Annotated in this window: 17 protein-coding genes; 10 read left to right on the top strand and 7 right to left on the bottom strand. The window is 69.6% G+C overall.

What is annotated here, in order from left to right; translation table 11 throughout:
- Nucleotides 1–65 precede the first annotated feature (65 nt).
- From ASD66_RS17440 to ASD66_RS17420, 5 genes are all read right to left on the bottom strand, one after another.
- On the bottom strand, nucleotides 66–824 hold the full coding sequence (locus ASD66_RS17440; protein WP_056891714.1) for a hypothetical protein: 759 nt from the start codon (nucleotides 822–824) through the stop codon (nucleotides 66–68).
- Between the two features lie 70 nt (nucleotides 825–894).
- A complete protein-coding gene (sigM, locus tag ASD66_RS17435) occupies nucleotides 895–1,551 on the bottom strand; it encodes an RNA polymerase sigma factor SigM (RefSeq protein ID WP_156388765.1) in 657 nt (218 codons plus the stop codon).
- Nucleotides 1,548–3,353 (bottom strand): protein kinase family protein, encoded by a 1,806-nt coding sequence (locus tag ASD66_RS17430; RefSeq protein WP_056891713.1) that lies wholly within the window; start codon nucleotides 3,351–3,353, stop codon nucleotides 1,548–1,550. The genes sigM and ASD66_RS17430 overlap by 4 nt, the downstream gene beginning before the upstream one ends.
- A gap of 65 nt (nucleotides 3,354–3,418) precedes the next feature.
- Nucleotides 3,419–5,047, bottom strand: a complete 1,629-nt coding sequence (gene murJ, locus ASD66_RS17425) for a murein biosynthesis integral membrane protein MurJ (protein ID WP_056891712.1) — start codon at nucleotides 5,045–5,047, stop codon at nucleotides 3,419–3,421.
- 52 nt (nucleotides 5,048–5,099) lie between these two features.
- The gene (locus ASD66_RS17420; RefSeq protein WP_056891711.1) at nucleotides 5,100–7,256 is read right to left on the bottom strand and encodes a DUF6049 family protein; all 2,157 of its coding nucleotides are present in this window, start codon (nucleotides 7,254–7,256) and stop codon (nucleotides 5,100–5,102) included.
- Nucleotides 7,257–7,299: 43 nt separating this feature from the next.
- Here ASD66_RS17420 and ASD66_RS17415 point away from each other — a divergent pair, with 43 nt between their 5' ends.
- The 8 genes from ASD66_RS17415 (at nucleotide 7,300) to rocD (ending at nucleotide 14,837) form a co-directional block, all read left to right on the top strand.
- On the top strand, nucleotides 7,300–8,748 hold the full coding sequence (locus tag ASD66_RS17415; protein WP_056891710.1) for a CCA tRNA nucleotidyltransferase: 1,449 nt from the start codon (nucleotides 7,300–7,302) through the stop codon (nucleotides 8,746–8,748).
- Nucleotides 8,749–8,778: 30 nt separating this feature from the next.
- Nucleotides 8,779–9,399: a hypothetical protein gene (locus ASD66_RS17410; RefSeq protein ID WP_156388764.1), complete on the top strand. Its 621-nt coding sequence runs from the start codon at nucleotides 8,779–8,781 to the stop codon at nucleotides 9,397–9,399.
- A gap of 50 nt (nucleotides 9,400–9,449) precedes the next feature.
- Nucleotides 9,450–10,673, top strand: a complete 1,224-nt coding sequence (gene aztD / locus ASD66_RS17405; RefSeq protein WP_056891708.1) for a zinc metallochaperone AztD — start codon at nucleotides 9,450–9,452, stop codon at nucleotides 10,671–10,673.
- A 57-nt stretch (nucleotides 10,674–10,730) separates the two neighbouring features.
- Nucleotides 10,731–11,198 (top strand): SRPBCC family protein, encoded by a 468-nt coding sequence (locus tag ASD66_RS17400; RefSeq protein ID WP_056684154.1) that lies wholly within the window; start codon nucleotides 10,731–10,733, stop codon nucleotides 11,196–11,198.
- A gap of 101 nt (nucleotides 11,199–11,299) precedes the next feature.
- Entirely contained in the window at nucleotides 11,300–11,974 is a 675-nt protein-coding gene (locus ASD66_RS17395; RefSeq protein ID WP_056891707.1) for an AIM24 family protein, read from the top strand.
- Nucleotides 11,975–11,984: 10 nt separating this feature from the next.
- Nucleotides 11,985–12,698, top strand: a complete 714-nt coding sequence (locus ASD66_RS17390) for an AIM24 family protein (RefSeq protein WP_056891706.1) — start codon at nucleotides 11,985–11,987, stop codon at nucleotides 12,696–12,698.
- Nucleotides 12,695–13,564, top strand: coding sequence for a GNAT family N-acetyltransferase (locus ASD66_RS17385; protein WP_056891705.1), 870 nt, complete (start codon nucleotides 12,695–12,697; stop codon nucleotides 13,562–13,564). The genes ASD66_RS17390 and ASD66_RS17385 overlap by 4 nt, the downstream gene beginning before the upstream one ends.
- Nucleotides 13,565–13,595: 31 nt before the next feature.
- The gene (gene rocD, locus ASD66_RS17380) at nucleotides 13,596–14,837 is read left to right on the top strand and encodes an ornithine--oxo-acid transaminase (RefSeq protein WP_056891704.1); all 1,242 of its coding nucleotides are present in this window, start codon (nucleotides 13,596–13,598) and stop codon (nucleotides 14,835–14,837) included.
- Between the two features lie 233 nt (nucleotides 14,838–15,070).
- On the opposite strand, the gene ASD66_RS17375 is transcribed toward rocD, so the two are convergent.
- Both ASD66_RS17375 and ASD66_RS17370 read right to left on the bottom strand, forming a co-directional pair.
- Nucleotides 15,071–16,153, bottom strand: a complete 1,083-nt coding sequence (locus tag ASD66_RS17375) for an inositol-3-phosphate synthase (protein ID WP_056684139.1) — start codon at nucleotides 16,151–16,153, stop codon at nucleotides 15,071–15,073.
- A 78-nt stretch (nucleotides 16,154–16,231) separates the two neighbouring features.
- Nucleotides 16,232–16,804, bottom strand: coding sequence for a PadR family transcriptional regulator (locus tag ASD66_RS17370; RefSeq protein ID WP_056684136.1), 573 nt, complete (start codon nucleotides 16,802–16,804; stop codon nucleotides 16,232–16,234).
- 166 nt (nucleotides 16,805–16,970) lie between these two features.
- On the opposite strand from ASD66_RS17370, the gene ASD66_RS17365 reads away from it, so the two are divergent.
- Nucleotides 16,971–19,235, top strand: coding sequence for a transglycosylase domain-containing protein (locus ASD66_RS17365; RefSeq protein WP_082599578.1), 2,265 nt, complete (start codon nucleotides 16,971–16,973; stop codon nucleotides 19,233–19,235).
- A 7-nt stretch (nucleotides 19,236–19,242) separates the two neighbouring features.
- On the top strand, nucleotides 19,243–20,664 hold the full coding sequence (locus tag ASD66_RS17360) for a glycosyltransferase family 87 protein (protein WP_056684130.1): 1,422 nt from the start codon (nucleotides 19,243–19,245) through the stop codon (nucleotides 20,662–20,664).
- Nucleotides 20,665–20,673: the final 9 nt, after the last annotated feature.

Genomic DNA, 20,673 nt, shown 5'->3' with positions numbered 1-20,673 from the left:
CTGGCCGTTGGTCGATCCCGTGGGTCGATCTGGGTACGTCGGGTGCAACCGATCCTACGGGCGGGTCATTCCCCGGAGGGAAGGGTGACCGAATCGACGTAGCGGCCGCTCTTGGGGCCGCAGACGTAGAGGTCGACCCGGCGCCCGGTCGGTGACGGGGGGTGGAAGATGACCAGGGCGTCGCGACCGCGGTACGTCGCGGGCTGGAGCCAGGCGCCGGGAACCGCCTTGTCGGGTCCGCAGCGCCGGGTCAGGGTGGCAGTCTCTCGCGGGGTGACGTCGGCCTTGTACGCCTGGCCGTCCCGGAACGTGACCGGGCCGAGCTCGGAGGTCAGCTCACTCTCGAGGTCGTCCAGGTTCTGCGGCAGGCGTGCCGTGGTCGGTGGCTCCTCGGTGGCGGAGTCGGAGGAGCTGGGAGCGTCCTCGCCCTGGAGCGAGTCCTTGGCGGCGCCGTCGTCGGCGCTCCTGGAGTCGGCGCTGCCGTTGTCGCCGTCGGGGGAGCTGTCGAGCATCTGGGTGACGCCGAGGCCGATGGCCGCCACTGCCGCGGCGGAGAGCAGTACGGCGGGCCAGCGGCGGGCCTTGCGCTCACGCCGCTCCGCGAGGGGTACGACGACCGCCCCGTCGGCGTCCGACGCGACGTCGGGGGAGGCGGCCTCGGGAGACGTGGCTTCGGGAGAGGTGGCGCGCTCACCCGAGAGGTCGGCCAGCACGTCGTCGAGGCGTGCCGCGACCTCGGCCGGCATCGGCTCGTCGTGCCGGGCGTCGGCAAGCAGGCGGCGGACCGCCTCGTTCTGGGCGGGGGTCAGCTCCGGGTCGGTCATGGCGATTCACCTCCTGGGTGGATGGGTGGCGAGGCGGGAGATCGAATGGTGGGACGGGGTCGGTGGCCGGTCAGGCGGGTGGCCCGCGCGGTGGGTCCGAGGATGAGACGGGGGAGGAGGCCGGCGGGTTCCCGGGCGTGGGCGGGCTCACGTCGGGTTCGCGGAGCACGCCCAGCAGCGGGGCCAGTCTGGCTCGCCCGCGGGCACACCGGGACTTGATCGTGCCGACCGCGCACTCGAGGATCTCGGCCGCCTCGGCGACGCCGTACCCCTCCATGTCGACCAGCACGAGGGCGGCGCGCTGCTCCTCGGGCAGGGTGCGCAGGGCGTCGAGGACCACGCGCCGGCGCTCACCGTCGGCGGCGGCGTCCTCGGGGAGTGGACCCTGGTCGGAGGTGCTGAGCGTGCCGCGTCCGGCGTACTCGTCGAGGTCGTCGGGCAGGGCCCCGGCGGCCCGGACCTTGTTGGCCCGGATCCGGTCGAGGCACGCATTGACCACCACGCGGTGCAACCAGGTGGTGACCGCGGCGTCTCCCCGGAAGCTGCCAGCCCGGCGGAACGCGGAGATCAGGCCGTCCTGGAGGGCGTCGGCGGCCTCCTCCGGGTTGCCCATGGTGCGCAGGGCCACTGCCCACAGCCGGTCCCGGTGCCTGCCGAACAGCTCCCCGAACGCGTCCGGGTCACCGTCGACGTGGGCGCGCAGGAGGTCGTGGTCGGAGCGGGTCACTCGCGCACCTGGATCTCGGCGACCCTGCCCCGGTAGGAGCCGTCGTTCGGCACCGAGGTCAGCCACAGCACGACCCACCGGCCGGTGGCGGCGTCGCCGGGCTTGAGCACAAGACGTCCCTGGCTCGAGGTCGCCGAGGCGACCGGGTCGAGGTCGTCGACACTCGTCGGGGCGGAGTCGCCGCCGACGACGTACAGCTCGGCAGCCGTGGGGTCGTTGAGCACGGTGGCCACGGCCGACCCGACCTGTTTCTCCTCGCCCAGGTCGACGACCAGGCCGACGCCGGGCTTGAGTCCGCCGGGTCCGAAGTTCTGGTCGTAGCCGGAGGTCTGCCAGGCCGTGGCCGCGTCGCCGTCGATGGCCAGCGGGGCCCGGTCTGAGTTCTCCTCGGGCGGGTCGCCGTAGGGGTCGAGGTCGGAGATGCCGACCGGTTTCAGCACGGCGCGCGCGGAGGTGGTGGTCGTCGCCCGGCTGTCCTCGTCGTCGTCGGAGGCACCGTCGGTGTCGCGGCCGCGGTTGAAGGCGTAGATCATCGCGACCAGGATCAGCAGTGAGGCGGCGATGATCCAGGCGGTGCGCATCCAGTTGCGGCCGGGGACGGAGTCGTCCTCGCCGGGGGTGTCGTCCGGGGCCGGGGGTACGGCGCCGGTGCCGGTCTCCCAGGGCCAGTACTGCGCGGAGTCCTGCTCGGCGCCGGGTCGGGGCGTACGGACCGCCCGGCCCTCGGGCGGGTCGGGGGCGAAGAGCGGTCGCGCCGGCTGCTCCTCGAACGGAGGCGGAGGCGGGGGTGGCGGGGCGGGACTGGGGCTGACCCAGCCCACGTCGCCGGAGTCGTCGTAGAACACGGGCGCGCCGGCGACGGTCTCCTCCGCCGGGCTCGGGCGCGCCGGCGGCTCGGGCTCCGGCGTCGGCTCAGGCTCGGGCTCAGGCTCGGGATCTGGTTCGGGCACCGGGTCCGGGGCGAGCACCAGTGCCTCGATGCGTGGCAGGCGCGGGTGGGTGTTGCCACGACGGCTGGCCGCCTCGGCCTCCGCCATCGCCGCGGGGTCGCCGACGTACTCCATCAGCGCGGTCGCGATCGCTGCGGCCGAGTCGTAGCCGTGGTCGTGGGGTCCGGGGTAGGGGCTGAGCACCTCGTCGCAGAGTGTGTCGAGGATGCGGGGCACGCCGGCGCGGACCTGGCGTGGGCGCAGGGCTCGGCCGTGCTCCTGCGGGGCCGGCTTGACCGAGGAGGTCGAGATGCCGGGCCACTTGCCGGTGAGTGCGGCGTAGAGCAGGCCGGCGAGGTCGACGACCTCGGTGGAGGTGCGCCCCTCGGGCAGGCCGTGCAGTGCGGCGTCGACGGCGAAGCCGATCACCTTGACGGATCCGCGCTCGTCGATCAGGACGTTCTCGGGGACCAGGCGGCCGTGGGCCACTCCCGAGGCGTGGGCCGCGGCGATGGTCTCGCTGACCTCGCCGATCAGCCACGCCGCACGGCGGGGTGCCAGTGGCCCCTCGGCGAGCATGTTGTTGAGGGAGACGCCCTCGCCCCACTCGTTGACGACGTAGCAGTTGCCCGCGATCGTGCCGATGTCGAGCACCCGGAGCAGGCGCGGGTCGAGGAGGCGGGCCGAGCGCCGGGCCGCAGCACGCAGCTCGTCGGCCCGAGGGTCGTCCTCGCTGATCAGGTGCACCGCGACGTGGCGGGCCAGGATGTTGTCCCACGCCAGCCAGAACCGGGCGCCGCGCGCCTCGTTGAGCAGGTCGATGAGGCGGTAGCGGTCGACAATCACGTCGCCCGGTCGCCGGTACGCCGTCATCGTCGCTTCCCTCCCCATCGCGCGATCAACCAGATGAGCTTCCGGGGCTCATCGTAGGCCGCTTCTCAGCCGCGACGTGGGACCGGCAGGCGTCGCGACACGGTCTCGACGAGTTCGTTGACCTCGCGGATGTGCATGACCCGGGCCAGGACCAGGAAGACGAGGCCGTCGACCGCGGCCACGAGGGCCAGGAAGAGGACCGACGAGACCAGTCCGTCACCGGTGCCGACGAGGGCGTCGAACCCGCGGGCCACGGCGTACGCCGCCACGGCGGCACCGCCACCGGCGATCACGACACGGATCAGGAACCGCACCAGGCGCGGGGTCTGCAGGCCGCCGAGCAGGTGGCGGAGCAACACGTAGGAGCCGCACGCGCCCACGCCGTACGCACCGGCGTAGGCGAGGGCGAGCGCCGGGGCGGTGAAGTCTGCGTTGGTCGCCGCGACGAGCCCGACGGCCAGGGCGATGTTGACCACCGCGATCACGCACTGAACCCAGAAGACCGTGCGGGTGCGCTCGAGGGCGTAGAACCCGCGCAGCGTGAGGTAGTGCACGGTGAAGAAGAGGATGCCCGGGGCGAAGAGCGCCACCGTGGGCGCGTAGTCGTCGTAGCTGTCGGCTGCCGCGCCGTACCCCCAGACCACCCGGGCGATGTCGTGGGAGAGCAGGGGGAGCAGCATCGTGAACGGCACGATGAAGGCCAGGCTGGTGCGCAGGGTGTCGGACAGGGTGCGGGCCAGGTCAGCGGGTCGACCGTCGGCCGCGCTGGCGGAGAGGGTGGGCAGGACAGCGGTGGCCAGGGAGACCGTCACGATGCCGTGGGGGACCATGGTCAGCAGGAACGCGCCGGAGTAGATGGTGTAGCCGGTGCCGTCCGCACCGTCTGCGGTGCCGCCGGACGCGAGTCGTACGACGACCGTGTACGCGATCTGGTTGACGATCACGAACAGCACCGTCCAGATGCCCAGCTTCAGCGTGTGGCCGAGGCCGGAGCCACGGAAGTCGAAGCGCGGACGGTAGGTGAACCCCGCCTGCTTGAGGTAGGGCACCAGGATCAGGAACTGGGCGGCGATGCCCAGCGTCGAGCCGAGGCCGAGCACCAGCTCCTCGCCACTGCTGTAGGCGCCGGTCGAGGACGGCCCGAAGACGACGAGGTAGGCCACCAGCACCACCATCGAGATGATGTTGTTGGCGATCGGCGCCCACATCATCGGCCCGAACCTGCCGCGGGCGTTGAGCACCTGGCCGACCAGCACGAACATGCCGTAGAAGAAGACCTGGGGCAGGCAGTAGCGGGCGAAGTCGACCACGCTCTCGCGTTCCGCTCCGGCGTGGCCGCCGTCGAGGTAGAGCGCCATCACCCAGGGCGCCGCGATGACCAGCACCGCCGTGACGCCGGCCAGGAAGAGCCCGGCCAGGGTGATGATCCGGTTGGTGTAGGCCTCGCCGCCGTCGGCGTCGTTCTTCATCGCCCGGATCAACTGGGGGACGAGGACGGCGTTGAACACGCCACCCGCCAGCAGGATGTAGAGCATGTTCGGGATCGTGTTGGCGATGTTGAAGAGGTCGGCGTGACCGCCGGTGCCAAGGGCCGCGGCGAGCAGGATCGACCGGATCAGGCCGCTGAACCGGGACACGATGGTGCCGGCCGCCATGACGGCGCTGTTGCCGATGACGGTCTTCGGGGAGCTCATCCGGGGTCCCTGGGCAAACCGCAGCGCAGCGAGGACTTGTCTGGGGTGGTGTTCATGCTGCGCGTGACTTCCGGTAGCGACGGATCAGGCGGACCGGGATGGCAAGGAAGAGGATGCCGACCCCGACGCCGAGGATCACCCAGATCACCTTGCCGACCGAGTTGGAGCGCACGCTCATCTCCTCGGAGCTGCCCAGCGGGCGCCCCTGGCTGTCAGTGGCCACGAGGTCGACCGGGTGCACCCCGATAGAGCTGGCGGTGGCGTCGAGCTGGATGGTGCGAGAGGTCTTCGCCCCGATCTCGATGGTGCCCGGCGCCCGGATCTCGAGGTTGTCCTGGGTGTGCGCCTTGATCGAGAGGGTGACCGGGACCTCGAGGCCGTTGGTGATCTTGACCGCGAAGGGCCCGTTGGCCGCGGAGAGGATCACGAACGACGGCGCTTCGATCGTGACCTGACGCAGGCGGCTCTCGAGCCAGCTGGTCGCGCCGTCGGCCAGCTGCTCGGCGGCGAACTGGTCGTCGCGCACCATGTAGGAGGTGTAGGTGAGCGCCTCCTCGGCGGTCTGCCGCTCGATGCCGTCGGTGTCGGCCAGGATGTCGTCGAGGGTGGCGCCGGCCTCCATCAGCTCGCGGGCCGAGGTGAACGACGCGGAGCCCAGCTCGCGCTGTTCCTGGCGCCGCGGGTAGTCGACCTGCTTCACCTCACGGGTCCGGCCACCGGTGTTCGTGGAGAGACGGCGTACGTCGACGAAGGGTCGATCCAGGCCGGCAAAGAAGTCGGACGCCGACGTGCCGGGGTCGAAGTCGGTGGGCAGGTTCACCAGGAGTGGGTCGGTGTCGTCGGCCAGGGAGCGCACGGCGGCCTCGGCAAGGGTCCGCTGGCGCACGGTCAGCGCGTTCTGGACATCGCCTGCGGGAACGTTGAGCATCGTGGCGTCGTACAGGGACATCTGGTGGTCGCCCAGCTGCAGCCGGGACGGCTGGTCGGACTCCTCCTCGTCGTCAGCGGCGCCGGGAACCGCCTCGTCGGACATCAGCATCGTGGTGCCCGGGTCGATCCCGTCGATGGCGGCCCCGGGGAGGAGCCCGGACGGCGGTGCGACGGCGGGCGTGGCGCTGACCTTCAGCCGCTTGAAGACATCGCTCGAGAGCTTGCGCGACAACCCGTAGAGCAAGCCGTCATTGGCCGACGCGGCCGCGACGTCGAGGTCGCCGTACGGGAGGGCCAGCACTTCGTGGGCATCGGCCAGTGCGGTGACGTCGTCGAGCCAGGCCTGGGCTGCGCCGGTCGGCACCTCCTCGTCGACGGTCTCCTCGTCCTCGGTGGCGTCTGCCTCCTCGTCGGGGACGCCGAGGTCGCGGGGCGGGTTCCCGTCGGCGAGCTGCTCCACCGCGGTCACGATCGCGGGGTCGATCGCCCAGGTCACCGGCAGGGTGTCGGAGCCGTCGACCATGCTCGCCAGCTGGGCCAGGCGGCCGTTGGGGCCCAGCGCGGTGGCCCACTCGTCGACGTCGGCGAGGCGTCCGTCCGCATGGCGCTCCACCGGCCCGCGGATCGGCACCACGATCGAGGTGGGCACCTCCGGCCGTCGGACGTCGACCAGCGGGATGAACGTGCGGGCCCGACCGATGGCGTTGTCGGGGCGTTCCCCGTCGGTGTTGGCGGCCAGGGCCTGGACGCCGATCTGGTAGATCCCCTCGGCGCCACTGATCTTGGCCGCCCACACCTCGCGGGGCACCCGGATCGACCACGCCCGGGTCTCGCCCGGGTCGAGCGACGCGATGGACTCGTCGAAGTGGCCCTCGGTGGTGATGCGGTCACCGAACGGCAGGCGCGGGTCGGACTCGGCGGCCAGGTCGACCTCGGCGGAGGTGGTGAACGGTGAGAACGACAGTCGGGGATAGATCTTGACGTCGAGCCAGGGGTCGTCGCTGGTGTTGGTGACCGACCCGGTCAGCCGGATCGGTCCCTTGCGGGGGATCACCGACGGCGTCATCGAGTCGATGGTCACCGACAACGGGTCGGCCTCGGCGGCGCTCGTCGTACCGACCCGGGCGGGAGCGGCGACCGTGCCCGACACCGCGCCCGAGACCGGGGCGGCGACCGCGCCGGTCGCGGTCGCGGTGGGAATCACGAGTGCCGCTGAGGCGAACGCGACCGCAAGGACAGGGACCACGGGCGTGCGAAGGGCAGCCAGCGGTCGGATCACGGCGCCGACTCTATCGGCCTGCCGGGCGACTACCCTGTCTCCCGTGCCTGACGCCCGACCTTCCCCGATCCTGATCAGCGACGTCCAAGAGACGGTCGCCCGGGAACTCGAGCGGATCGCCCCCCTGATCGACGATCTGGGGGCCCGGTTCCGCGACGCCGGCCACGAGCTGGCACTGGTCGGCGGGCCGGTCCGCGACGCCATGCTGGGCCGGCTGCAGAACGACCTCGACTTCACCACGTCGGCGCATCCCGACGTCACCGAGAAGCTGGTCAAGGGCTGGGCAGACGCGCTCTGGGACATGGGCCGCGACTTCGGCACGATCGGTTGCCGCAAGGGTGAGTGGCAGGTCGAGATCACCACCTACCGCTCCGAGAAGTATGACGCCACCTCCCGCAAGCCCGACGTCGCGTACGGCGACTCGCTGGTCGGCGACCTCGGCCGACGTGACTTCACGGTGAACTCGATGGCGCTGACCGTGCCCGACCGCGGCTTCGAGGACCCGTTCGGCGGTATCGTCGACCTGGCCGCGCGCACGCTGCGCACGCCGGGACGTCCTGAGGACTCCTTCTCCGACGACCCCTTGCGCATGATGCGGGCCGCCCGCTTCGCCGCACAGCTGGGCTTCGACGTGGCGCCCGAGGTGGTCGCCGCGATGACCGCGATGGCCGGGCGGATCGAGATCATCTCGGCCGAGCGGGTCCGTGACGAGCTGGTGAAGCTGATCTGTGCGCCGTACCCACGCCGCGGGCTGCTGCTGCTGGTCGAGACCGGCCTGGCGTCCTACGTCCTCCCGGAGCTGCCGGCCCTGGCCCTCGAGCGCGATGAGCACCATCGGCACAAGGACGTCTACGAGCACACGCTGATCGTGCTGGAGCAGTCGATAGACCAGGAGGAGCGGCTGGGCCACGGACCCGACTTCGTCTCCCGGTTCGCGGCGCTGATGCACGACGTCGGCAAGCCGAGGACCCGACGCTTCGAGGACGGCGGGGTCGTCACCTTCCATCACCACGACGTGGTCGGCGCGAAGATCACCCGCAAGCGGATGAAGGCGCTGCGGTTCTCCAACGACGAGATCGACGCGGTCGCCAAGCTCGTCGAGCTGCACCTGCGCTTCCACGGGTACGGCGACGGCGAGTGGACCGACTCCGCCGTACGCCGCTACGTCCGTGACGCCGGCGACCAGCTCGAGCGGCTGCACATCCTGACCCGGGCCGACTGCACGACCCGCAACCAGCGCAAGGCGGCCCGGCTGCGCAAGGCGTACGACGACCTCGAGGAGCGCATCGCGCGGCTTTCGGAGGAGGAGGAGCTGGCCTCGATCCGGCCCGACCTCGACGGCACGCAGATCATGGAGATCCTCGGCATTCCGCCCGGCCGCGAGGTGGGCGAGGCCTACTCGTTCCTGCTCGAGCTGCGCATGGACGAGGGCCCGCAGTCCGAGGAGGACGCCAAGGCCGCACTGCTGGCGTGGTGGGCCGCCCGCGTTTGATCCCCGTCCGGCGTGGACACCCTTCGCCGCATGATCATTCGAGTCCTTGCGCCGGCCCGCCGTACCTCCACACGAGCGGGCGCCGTGCTGGCCTGGGCCGTCCTCGCCCTCGGGCTGTCCGCGTGCGGTGACGGCGACTTGTCCGGCGGGAGTGACGACTCGGGCAGCCGGTCGCGCGCAGGCCAGGCGAGCGCCGAAGAGGCGTATGCGGCGTACGCGCAGGCCGTGCGGGACGACGACGTGGACGCCTTCCGGGACGTGATCAGCGAGGGCTTCTGGAGCGACCTCTCGCCGGAACGCACCGACACGGCCGACTACGTGCACGACCAGCACTGGGCGCTCGAGCACGACCTGTTGGTGCTGCCCGACGAACCCACCAAGGTGTTGGGTGCCCGAGAGGTCGGCCTCACCGACGACCAGATCGCTGGCGTCGGCACCCAGGCCGGCATCGACGGGCTCGGCGCCGACGACCTGGCCGTGATCGTCATCGAGGACGCTCACGTCGGTGTTCCCGAAGACTGCTTCGACGAGCCCGACGCCGAGGAGTGCTCACCCTCCGACGAGGCACGGGCCGACGCGAGCGACGTGAACCTCGTGGTACTGCGTGACGGGTCGACGTGGCGCGTCGCGGGCATGGAGCCTGCCGCCTAGCCTCACCCAGCAGTTGACAATCATTCTCAATAAATCTGAGAATCGTTCTCATGAAGCGATGGAGAATGATCCCAGTCCTGCTGGCCACCCTGATCGTGTCGGCGTGCGGCACCGAGACCGGCGAACCCACGAGTGAGGGCCGGTCGGGTGACGACACCGAGCCGGGCGCCGTCGAGGCGGCCGGGCCCGAGCCGCGCCTCGCCGTCACCTACGACGGCGGCGTGCTCGTGCTGCGGGCCAGCGACGGCGAGGTGCTGCTCGACCACCCGGCCGAGGGTTTCGTGCGGGCCAACCCCGCCGGGGACGACCGCCACGTGCTGCTCTCGACGAGCCGTGGCTTCGAGGCTCTCGACCTGGGCAGCTGGACGCACAGCCACGGCGACCACGGGCACTCGTGGATCGGGGAGCCACGCCTGACCGGCACGGTGTTCGAGGCGCAGGAGCCGGGCCACGTCGTGCACCACGAGGGGCACACGGTGCTGTTCGACGACGGCACCGGATCGTGGACCGTCTTCGACCCCCACGACCTCGCGGACGGCACTCCGGAGACTGACCGGGATGCCGCGGACCAGGCGCACCACGGGGTCGCCGTACGACTCGGGAACGGCAACCTGGTCCACACCGTCGGAGACGCCGAGACCCGCACCGGCGTACGCCTGGTCACCCCGGCCGGCCACGAGCTGGCCGCAAGTGACGCGTGCCCGGGCGTCCACGGCGAGGCGTTCGCGGGCGAGGTGGCGGTCTTCGGCTGCGAGGACGGCGCGCTCCTGGTGGACGGACGGACCATCACCAAGGTCGACAGCCCCGACGCCTACGGACGAATCGGCAACCAGGCCGGATCGGAGGACTCGCCGGTGCTGCTCGGCGACTACAAGACCGACCCGGACGCGGAGCTCGAGCGGCCGACGCGGGTCTCCCTGGTCGACACGAGGAAGGGGACCATCCGGCTGGTCGACGTGAAGGCGAGCTACGCCTTCCGCTCGCTGGGCCGGGGGCCGGAGGGTGAGGGCCTGGTGCTGGGCACCGACGGCAGGCTTCGGGTCATCGACGTGGACACGGGCCGGACCACCGCGACGATCCCGGTCCTCGACCGTTGGCGGGAGCCGGTCGACTGGCAGCAGCCGCGGCCGGCCCTGGAGGTGCTCGACGGCACGGCCTACGTCACCGACCCGGCCACCTCGAGGCTCCACGTGGTCGACCTGGCCCGCCGCAGGGTGACCGACACCTTCGACCTGCCGCAGGTGCCGAACGAGCTGGTCGCCTCGGCGGGCTGATCCCACGGTGTGACCCGTCAGTAACACGTTCCTGTTCGTGGACTAGCCTCCCTCGTCATGACTGAGGTTCTGGAACTGCTCGAGGAGTCCATCGACATCGACGCCGACCCGGCGACCGTGTGGGCGCTGGTGACCGACATGCCACGGATGGCGCAGTGGAGCCCGCAGGTGGTGAAGACGATCGTGCGCGGCGACGGCATCGCCCTCGGCACCCGCACGGTGAACATCAACCGGCGCGGACTCCTGGTCTGGCCGACCCGGTCCAAGGTGATCCGGTTCGAGCCCGAGCGGGAGTTCGCGTTCCGGATCAAGGACAACAAGTCCGTCTGGTCGTTCAGCCTCGACCCCATCGCCAACGGCACCCGCGTGGTGCAGCGGCGCCAGGTGCCGAATGGCACGACGAAGATCTCCGACACCCTGATCAAGGCCGTGATGGGTGGGCAGGAGTCGTTCCAGCTGGAGCTGCGCGGCGGCATGCGCCAGACCCTGAAGCGGATCAAGGCCGACGCCGAGGGCACTGGCTGAGTCAGCCGCCTGGGTGATGCGGCCCGGCCTGCGGAGGCCGAGCCGCGCCGATCAACGGTGGCGGGTTTGTCGGCGCGGCCGATGGGGGCATGCTTGGCGCCATGAAGAGCGACCTTTTCGACCAGTCGAACCTCCGCGTGCAGAGCCAGGAGCGCTTCACCCTCCAGAACGACCAGATGCTGCGCGTCGGGCTCGGCCCGGACGTCCTGGCCGCCAAGGGCGCCATGGTGGCCTACACCGGACAGGTGCAGTTCCACCACGAGAAGTCCGGCAGCATGGCCAAGCTCGCCAAGAAGATCGTCACCAGTGAGGACGTCTCGCTGATGCGGGTCACCGGGCAGGGCGAGGTCTACTTCGCCTCCGACGCCGGCTACGTCTTCCTGCTGGAGCTGGAGAACGAGGGCATCAGCCTCAACTACCGCAACCTGCTGGCCTTCGACTCCTCACTCACCTGGGACATCAACCGGGTCAAGGGCGCAGGCCTGATGACCGGCGGCCTGTTCAACACCACCGTCGGCGGCAACGGCACCGTCGCGGTGGCCTGCATCGGCAAGCCCACCGTCTTCGACTGCTCGCAGCAGCCGGTCTTCGTCGACCCCAACTCCGCGGTCTGCTGGTCGGCCGGCCTGGCACCGGGCATCAACAACTCGATGAACATGGGCTCGATGCTGCGCGGCGGCTCGGGCGAGGCCATCCAGTACGTCTTCCACGGGCCCGGCTTCGTCGTCGTACAGTCCTTCGAATGGACGCCGGTCTCGACCGGCGCCCGCGGCTGAGGGGTTCGGCATGAAGAGCCGCATCTTCGACGCCGAGAACATGCCGGTGCGCAGCGACGAACGCTGGGCCCTGCAGAACAACCGCACGCTCCGCGTCGGGCTGGGCCCCGACGTGCTGGCCACCAAGGGCGCGATGGTCAGCTTCCTGGGGCGGCTCGCCTTCCACCACGAGAAGTCCGGCTCGATGGGCAAGCTGGCCAAGAAGGTCGTCACCGGCGAGGACGTCTCGCTGATGCGGGTCTCCGGGCAGGGCGAGGTCTTCTTCGCCCAGGAGGCCGGCTACGTGCACCTGCTGCACCTCGAGAACGAGGGCATCAGCGTCAACTTCCGCAACCTGCTCGCCTTCGACTCCTCGCTCACCTGGGACATCAACCGGATCAAGGGTGCGGGACTCATGGCTGGCGGCCTGTTCAACACCACGGTCGGCGGCACCGGTACGGCGGCGGTCTCGGTGGTCGGCAAGCCGATCGTGCTCGACTGCTCGCAGCAGCCGGTCTACGTCGACCGCAACGCCGCCGTGTGCTGGTCGGCGTCGCTGACCCCCTCGACGCACAACTCGATGAACATGGGCTCGATGCTGCGCGGCGGCTCCGGCGAGGCCGTCCAGATGGTCTTCCACGGCCCCGGGTTCGTGGTCGTGCAGGCCTACGAGTGGCGGCCACCGCCGGCCCCGGAGAAGAAGGGCGGCGGTGTGCTCGGCACGATCGGCGACCTGATCCCGTGAGGCAGCTGCGCTTCGCCACCCAGGGCGCGGCAGAAGGATGGGCCCGGGTCGCCGGTGCGGCCAGCCCCTACCTGATCACCTCCGAGGTGTCGGTGCTCCACGAGATGGCGCACAACCCGAACACGCTCGCGCGCTTCGTGGTCGTCGAGGACGGCGAGGTGCTCGGCGTCAGCCGGCTCCGCACGAGTGCCACCGGCGAGGCCAGGCTGATGATCCAGGTCGATCCGGCGCACACCGGTCGGGGAGTGGGCTCCCTGCTGCTGGCCCGGATGCGTGCGGTCGCCGGCGACGTCGACCTGCTCGGCATCGTCAACGGTGACGAGCACTCGACCGCGGTCGCCGCGCACTGGGGCGTCACGCTCGAACGCGAGCACACGATCTCGGTGGTGGACCCGTCGACCGTCGCCGCTCCCGGCGTGGTGCCTGACGGGCTGGTCGTCGTACCTCTCTCGGAGGCGGGGGTCGAGGCGGTCTGGCAGTGCCACGAGGCGGCCGCCGGAGACGACCCGTCGGGGCTGACCCGGCAGATCCCGTTCGACGAGTACGCCGTCGGGCAGTGGGCCGAGCCCGACCACCGCCCCGACCTCGGTCGTGCCGTGATGTCGGGCGACGTGGTGCTGGCCTACGGGTCGGTGACCGTTGCCGACGACCGGTCCTGGAACTCGATGACCGGCACCCGCCCGACGCACCGCGGGCAGGGCCTGGCCACGCTCGCCAAGCGGCATTCGCTGGTCGCGCTGGCCGCCGCGGGCGTCACCCGATGTTTCACGGGGAACGATGCCGCGAACGTCCCGATGCTCGCGGTCAACGAGGCGCTGGGCTACCGGCGTACGGCGAGCACCTGGGGGGCCCGGCTGAGTTCGTGATTTCGGTCGGTCGGTGACTATCGTCACTCCCATGACGAACCACGACGAACTCGCTGGAGTCAGTGAGGCACAGCAGGCCGCCATCGCGGTCGTGGATGCCCACGCAGCGCACAACTACCACCCGCTCCCCGTCGTCGTCGCCGAGGCCACCGGCGCCACGGTCACCGACATCGACGGCAAGGTCTACCTCGACTGCCTCGCGGCGTACTCCGCGGTGAACTTCGGGCACTGCAACCCGGAGCTGACCAAGGTCGCCAAGGAACAGCTCGACAAGGTCACGCTGACCAGTCGCGCCTTCCACTCCGAGGCGCTCGGTCCGTTCGCCGAGGCGCTGGCCCGGTTGGCGAAGAAGGACATGATCCTGCCGATGAACACCGGCGCGGAGGCCGTCGAGTCCGCGATCAAGGTGGCCCGCAAGTGGGGCTACGAGGTCAAGGGCGTTGCCGCCGACCAGGCCAACATCATCGTGATGGAGGGCAACTTCCACGGGCGCACCACCACGATCATCTCGTTCAGCGACGACCCCGAGGCCCACGACAACTACGGCCCGTTCACTCCCGGCTTCGTCACCGTGCCCTACGGCGACGCCGATGCGATCGAAGCGGCCATCGACGAGAACACCGTCGCGGTGCTCGTCGAGCCGATCCAGGGCGAGGCCGGCGTGGGCATCCCGCCGGCGGACTACCTGCCCCGGGTCCGCGAGATCACTCGCGAGCACAACGTGCTGTTCATCGCCGACGAGATCCAGTCCGGCCTCGGCCGATGCGGCGCGACCTTCCAGTGCGACAACGTCGGCGTCGTGCCCGACCTCTACCTGCTGGGCAAGGCCCTTGGCGCGGGCATCGTGCCGGTCTCGGCCGTGGTCGGCAACACCGACGTGCTCGGGGTGCTGAAGCCGGGCCAGCACGGCTCGACCTTCGGTGGCAACCCGCTGGCTGCCGCGGTGGGGCTCGCCGTCGTACAGCTCCTCGAGACCGGTGAGATGCAGGAGCGCGCGAAGACGCTCGGTGCCCGGCTCGGTGCCGGACTCCGCGCCTTCGAGGGCAAGGGCGTCACCGAGGTGCGGTGCCAGGGCCTGTGGGCCGGCGTCGACATCGACCCCGAGGTGGCCACCGCCCGCGAGGTATGCCAGCGACTCCTGGCCCGCGGCATCCTGGCCAAGGACACCCACGGCCAGACCGTGCGCCTGGCCCCGCCGATCGTGATCACCGAGGAGCAGCTCGAATGGGCGATCACCCAGTTCGGCGAGGTCCTCGCAGAGCTCCTCGCCTGATCCACGAACCATGCCCTTTTGATGCGCGAACCGTGGGTTCTTGCGCCTCGAACCGTGGATTGTTGACGCGGCACGCCCGCCGACGTACGCCGACACCGGGTCGCGCACGCCGTACGGCGAAATGCGAAACCGCCGCCCACCCCTGAGGGGGTGAGCGGCGGTTCTGATGAATCAAGAATCCACGGCTCGAACGTCAAGAATGCACGGTTCGCGCATCAAGGATGCACGGTTGGTCACTCGCCGGCGATGAACTTCTCCAGCTGGATGCGACCCTCGGTGTCCTCGATCTGGACCGGCGGGGACTTCATGAGGTACGCCGAGGCCGAGATGACCGGGCCACCGAGGCCGCGGTCCTTGGCGATCTTGGCGGCACGGACGGCGTCGATGATGATGCCGGCGCTGTTCGGGGAGTCCCAGACCTCGAGCTTGTACTCGAGGTTCAGCGGAACGTCACCGAAGGCGCGACCCTCGAGGCGGACGTAGGCCCACTTGCGGTCGTCGAGCCACGCCACGTAGTCCGAGGGACCGATGTGGACGTTGCGGCTGTCCTTGAGGCCGGCCAGCGAGCCGGTCAGGTTGGACGTGACGGCCTGGGTCTTGGAGACCTTCTTGGACTCCAGGCGCTCGCGCTCGAGCATGTTCTTGAAGTCCATGTTGCCGCCGACGTTGAGCTGGTACGTGCGGTCCAGCGTCACGCCGCGGTCCTCGAACAGCTTGGCCATCACGCGGTGCGTGATGGTCGCGCCGACCTGCGACTTGATGTCGTCACCGACGATCGGGACGCCGGCGTCCTCGAACTTCTTGGCCCACTCGGGGTCGGAGGCGATGAAGACCGGCAGCGCGTTGACGAAGGCGACCTTCGCGTCGATGGCGCACTGGGCGTAGAACTTGTCGGCCTGCTCGGAACCGACCGGCAGGTAGGACACCAGGACGTCGACCTCGGCGTCCTTGAGCACCTGGACGACGTCGACCGGCTCGGCGTCCGACTGGTCGATGGTCTGGAGGTAGTACTTGCCGAGACCGTCGAGGGTCGGGCCACGCTGGACGATGACGCCGGTCGGCGGCACGTCGGCGATCTTGATCGTGTTGTTCTCGGAGGCCTGGGTGGCCTCGGAGAGGTCGAACCCGACCTTCTTGGCGTCGACGTCGAAGGCGGCGACGAACTCGACGTCGGAGACGTGGTAGTCACCGAACTTGACGTGCATCAGCCCGGGAACCGAGCTGGCCGGGTCCGCATCCTTGTAGTACTCGACACCCTGGATGAGGGAGGTGGCGCAGTTGCCGACTCCCACGATTGCTACGCGTACCGAACCCATTCGGTTTCCTCTTCCTGCTCTTGTCGAGGCTTTTCATCGCCTCGGGCTTGTCCTGCTGACTTGTCGTGCTGGTGCTGCTCAGGTCTGTGGTTCGACCGGTGGTTTCTGCTGGCTCCGCTCGGCGTTGATGAGGTCCGAGAGCCAGCGGACCTCCCGCTCGACCGATTCGACTCCGTGTCTCTGCAACTCGGAGGCGTACTGGTCCATCTCCTTCTGGGTCAGGGCCAGCTGCGACTGCACCCTGTCGAGCCGCTCCTGGAGACGGGTACGGCGACCCTCGAGGACCCGGAGACGGATCTCCATGTCGGTGCGACCGAAGAAGGCGAAGCGGATGTCGAAGTTGTCGTCCTCCCACGCAGTGGGGCCGACCTCCGACATCAACCGGCCGAACTCGGTGTCACCGGTCTCGGTCAACTGGTAGACGATCCGGGGCCGCCGACTGACCACGGCACCCGGGTTCTTGACGGTGCGTTCCTCGATCCACTGGGCACGCAGCATCTTCTTCAGCGCGGGGTAGAGCGAGCCGTACGAGAGCACGCGCCCCCACCCGAGCATGAGGTTGAGGCGCTTGCGGAGCTCGTATCCGTGCATGGGTGACTCGTGCAGCAGTCCGAGGACTGCCAGCTCGATGGTCTCTCCGCGCCTTGCCACAGACCTATCGTAGCGATATATCGCGCTCTGTGAGAACTGCGGGTGAATCCGGGGTGTTGCGCGTCACTGATCCGGGTGAACGAGGACAGTCCGCGTACTCTTTTCCACTGGCCCATGAAGTACCCGTGCCCGACGTTGGTACGACGCACCCCACGGAGACCACCACGTGACAGGAAAGCGCAAGGCTGGCGTGCCCGCGCGCAAGAAGCCCGCCGCAGGCAAGCCGGACCAGAGCCCGCTGAAGCGACGCCTCAAGAAGACGTTGAAGTGGACCTCGATCAGCGGGCTGGTGCTCGCCCTGGTCGGCGCGATCGCGTTCGTCGTGCTCTACCGCACCATCGACGTCCCCGACCCCAACGCCGACTTCCAGACCGAGACCACGAAGGTCTACTACGACGACGGCAAGGCCGAGCTCGGCAGCTTCGCGACCCAGAACCGCAACTCGATCTCGCTCGACGAGATGCCCGACACGATCAAGGACGCGGTGGTCGCGGCCGAGAACCAGAGCTTCTGGACCGACAAGGGCATTGACCCCAAGGGCATCCTCCGGGCGGCCTTCAGCAACGCCAAGGGCAACGCGCAGCAGGGTGCCTCCACGATCACCCAGCAGTACGTCAAGATCCTCTACCTCAGCCAGGAGCGCTCCTACACCCGCAAGGTGAAGGAGGCGATCGTCTCCTTGAAGCTGCAGCGCCAGCAGAGCAAGGAGGAGATCCTCGAGGGCTACCTCAACACGATCTACTTCGGCCGCGGCGCCTACGGCATCGACGCCGCCGCCCACGCGTTCTTCGACAAGCCCGCGAAGAAGCTGAAGTTGCGGGAGAGCGCCGTACTCGCGTCGGTGATCAACAACCCGACACTGTTCGACCCGGCCAACGGCAAGGCCAACCGGGAGGCGCTCCTCGAGCGCTACCACTACGTCCTGGGCGAGATGGCCGACATGGACACCGTCCCCGCGGACCAGGCTGCTCGGGCCGAGAAGCGGCTGCCGAAGTTCCCCAAGGTCAAGTCCGAGTCGTCGTACGCCGGACAGCGCGGCCACATGCTGGAGATGATCAAGAAGGAGCTCCTGCGCCTCGACTTCACCGAGCAGGAGATCAACGGCGGCGGCCTCCGGGTCACCACCACACTCGACCAGGACGCGATGAAGGCCGCCGAGGAGGGCGTCGACGAGGCCCGTCCCGACGGGCTCAAGGAACTGCACGTCGCCAGTGCCAGCGTCGAGCCGGGCACCGGTGCGCTGCGCAGCTTCTACGGCGGCCAGGACTACCTGAAGTCGCAGATCAACTGGGCCGTCTCGGGTGGCCAGCCCGGTTCGTCGTTCAAGCCGTTCGCACTTGCCGCGGGCATCAAGGCCGGCTTCTCCCTGAAGGACACCTTCGACGGGAACTCGCCGTTCTACTTCGAGAACGGCACCAAGGGCCCGCGCAACGAGGGCACCGGGCCCGACGGCGAAGGCAATGACTACGGCTCGTCGGTGAACCTGATCAAGGGCACCGAGGAGTCCATCAACACGGTGTACGCCGACCTCACCGACTCGATCCCCGACGGCCCGCAGAAGATCCTCGACATGGCCAACGCGCTGGGCATTCCGAAGGCGAAGAAGCGCGAGGGCACCATGAACAACCTTCGTGACTCGCCCGGTCTGGAGGCCAACTCGGGCATCGCGCTGGGTTCGGCGACGGTCAGCCCGATCAACATGGCCAACGCCTACGCCACGATCGCCAACGGCGGTGAGGCGGCGCCGGTCTACGTGATCGAGAAGGTCGAGGACCGCGACGGCACCGAGCTCTACCGCCACAAGGTGCACACCAAGCGGGTGCTCGACGAGGACATCGCCGCCGACGTCTCCTATGCCATGCAGCAGGTGGTGACCAACGGCACCGGCGCCAACGCCCAGGCCCTCGGCCGTCCGGCCGCAGGCAAGACGGGTACGGCGACCAACGCCGACGACAACGTGTCGTCGTCCTGGTTCGTCGGCTACACCCCACAGATGGCCACCGCCGTGATGTACGTCCGCGGCAAGGGCAACGAGAGCCTCGAGGGCTACCTCGAGCCGTTCTACGGTGCGAACTACCCGACCCAGACGTGGACCGCGATCATGAGCCGCCTCATGGACGGCAAGGACGTCGAGTACTTCCCGGAGCCGGTCTTCGTCGACGGCGACGCTCCCGACGACGGCCACGCGCCGTACGTGCCGCCGCCGCCCCCGCCGAAGAAGACGACGAAGCCCAAGCCCAAGCCCTCGAAGACGAAGAGCGAGGAGCCCAGCGAGACTCCGTCGGAGAAACCCACGAAGACCCCGGGTCCGCCGTCGGAGACTCCGACGACCGAACCGTCGCCGACCGAGAGCTGCACCATTCTCGGTGGCTGTGACGAGGATCCGCCGGGACAGACGAAGTCGGCACAGCCAGCCGCTCGCATCGAGTGACCGCGGGGTGACCGCTCCCGACCACGACGGCGTGGCCGCCCCGACCCGCGAGGACCCGGTGGCGGCCGCGCTGAGCGAGGGCATCGGAGGCCCGGTCGGCGAGCACGCCGCCCCCCACCCGTGGTGGACGCCGGTGCGCGTCGTCCTCGCGATGACCGCGATCGTCTTCGCGCTCGGGATGGTGCAGAAGGCACCGTGCTACTCCGACAACTGGATGGACGGCGAGACCCGCTACTCGCACATGTGCTACTCCGACCTGCCCTATCTGTACGTCGGGCGCGGGTTCGTCGAGCTGAACTGGCCCTACACCGACGACCAGGAGAGCCGGGACCGCTTCGAGGTCATGGAGTACCCGGTCGGCATCTCCTACTTCGCCTACGGCGCCGCGTGGGTGACGCACTGGGTCAGCGGCTCGCCCGACATCGGCACGAGGCCGCAGGTGCCGGTCGAGGAGCACTACTCGGACCCCGACGTGCTCGACGAGATCACGACGTACGTCGCGGTCAGCGCCGTCCTGCTCGCGATGGCCACCCTGTTGACCGCGTGGTTCCTGTCCCGGGCCCATCGACGCAGGCCGTGGGACGCGGCGCTCTTCGCCGCCTCGCCGGTGCTGCTCTTCAACGGCCTGGTCAACTGGGACCTGCTCTCGGTGGCGCTGGTGGCCGGGGCACTCTGGGCGTGGTCGCGCGACAAACCGGTGTGGACCGGGGTGATGATCGGGCTCGGCACCGCCACGAAGCTCTACCCCCTGTTCCTGCTCGGCGGGGTGCTGATCATCTGCCTGCGACGGCGGCGGCTGAGCGACTTCTTCAAGGTCACGATCACCGCGGGCCTGGCGTGGGTGGTCGCGAACGCGCCGGCGTACCTCTCGTCGGAGTCGGCGTGGAAGGTGTTCTGGACGTTCAACTCCGACCGGGGCGCTGATCTGGGCAGCATCTGGCTGGTGGTCTCGCAGGCCGGCCACGACTTCTCCGCGGACGAGATCAACAAGGCGTCGTGGATCTTCTTCATCGGGTGGTGCGCGCTCGTGCTGATCCTCGGCCTGGCCGCCCCCAAGACCCCTCGCCTGGCCCAGCTCGGCTGCCTGGTCGTGGCCGGCTTCCTGCTGGTCAACAAGGTCTACTCACCGCAGTACGCCCTCTGGCTGCTGCCCCTCGCCGTACTGGCCCGGCCACGGTGGCGCGACCAGCTCATCTGGCAGGCCGGCGAGCTGTTCTACTTCGCGTCGGTGTGGTGGTACCTCGGCGGCTTCCTGAAGCCGGGTGGCGGCGACGACCCCGGGTTCTACTGGCTCGCCATCGTCGTGCGGATGGCCTGCGAGCTCTACCTGGTCGCGATCATCGTGCGTGACATCCTGCGTCCGCACCACGACCCGGTCCGGGCTGATCACGAGCCGGCTGAGGCCCGTAGGGCTTCGGTGGTCGAGTAGCGAGCGCCC

The sequence above is a fragment of the Nocardioides sp. Root151 genome (assembly GCF_001427925.1).
Lineage (GTDB): Bacteria > Actinomycetota > Actinomycetes > Propionibacteriales > Nocardioidaceae > Nocardioides.
This window is presented reverse-complemented; position numbering and strand designations above follow the sequence as displayed.

Bases quoted from the DNA above. Each gene is read 5' to 3' on its own strand.
- ASD66_RS17390 (WP_056891706.1), top strand. From the start codon at position 11,985: ATGAAGAGCCGCATCTTCGACGCCGAGAACATGCCGGTGCGCAGCGAC.
- ASD66_RS17400 (WP_056684154.1), top strand. From the start codon at position 10,731: ATGACTGAGGTTCTGGAACTGCTCGAGGAGTCCATCGACATCGACGCC.
- rocD (WP_056891704.1), top strand. From the start codon at position 13,596: ATGACGAACCACGACGAACTCGCTGGAGTCAGTGAGGCACAGCAGGCC.
- ASD66_RS17375 (WP_056684139.1), bottom strand. From the start codon at position 16,153: ATGGGTTCGGTACGCGTAGCAATCGTGGGAGTCGGCAACTGCGCCACC.
- ASD66_RS17440 (WP_056891714.1), bottom strand. From the start codon at position 824: ATGACCGACCCGGAGCTGACCCCCGCCCAGAACGAGGCGGTCCGCCGC.
- ASD66_RS17410 (WP_156388764.1), top strand. From the start codon at position 8,779: ATGATCATTCGAGTCCTTGCGCCGGCCCGCCGTACCTCCACACGAGCG.
- aztD (WP_056891708.1), top strand. From the start codon at position 9,450: ATGAAGCGATGGAGAATGATCCCAGTCCTGCTGGCCACCCTGATCGTG.
- murJ (WP_056891712.1), bottom strand. From the start codon at position 5,047: ATGAGCTCCCCGAAGACCGTCATCGGCAACAGCGCCGTCATGGCGGCC.
- ASD66_RS17395 (WP_056891707.1), top strand. From the start codon at position 11,300: ATGAAGAGCGACCTTTTCGACCAGTCGAACCTCCGCGTGCAGAGCCAG.
- ASD66_RS17430 (WP_056891713.1), bottom strand. From the start codon at position 3,353: ATGACGGCGTACCGGCGACCGGGCGACGTGATTGTCGACCGCTACCGC.